This is a genomic window from Pseudoalteromonas sp. GW168-MNA-CIBAN-0100, from assembly GCF_040309225.1.
In the GTDB taxonomy this organism is placed as follows: Bacteria; Pseudomonadota; Gammaproteobacteria; order Enterobacterales; family Alteromonadaceae; genus Pseudoalteromonas; species Pseudoalteromonas arctica.
The window spans coordinates 1-236 of record NZ_JBEOOL010001112.1; the positions used below are offsets into that span (position 1 = coordinate 1).

Consider the following 236-nt stretch of genomic DNA (forward strand, 5'->3'; position numbering starts at 1 on the left):
GTATAGGTTTTACCCGTACCGGTCGCCATGACAAGTAACACTCGGTCTTTACCGGATGAAATAGCTTCAATGGTTTTATTAATGGCTTGCAGTTGATAATAACGAGGTTGCTTACCCGTGCCATCATCATGATATTCTTGATTGATAATCGGTAACTGGGTTTGGGTATAACCTTTCCACACGCAGTACTTAGTCCATAATTCTTGTGGTGATGGAAAGTCTTCTAAGCGGATCTC

General features: G+C 41.9%; 1 protein-coding gene. It reads right to left on the minus strand.

Features of this window, described 5'->3' with window-relative positions; translation table 11 throughout:
- A partial coding sequence (locus AAEY62_RS24815) for a DEAD/DEAH box helicase family protein (RefSeq protein WP_350637159.1) occupies positions 1–236 on the minus strand: 236 nt, incomplete at both ends.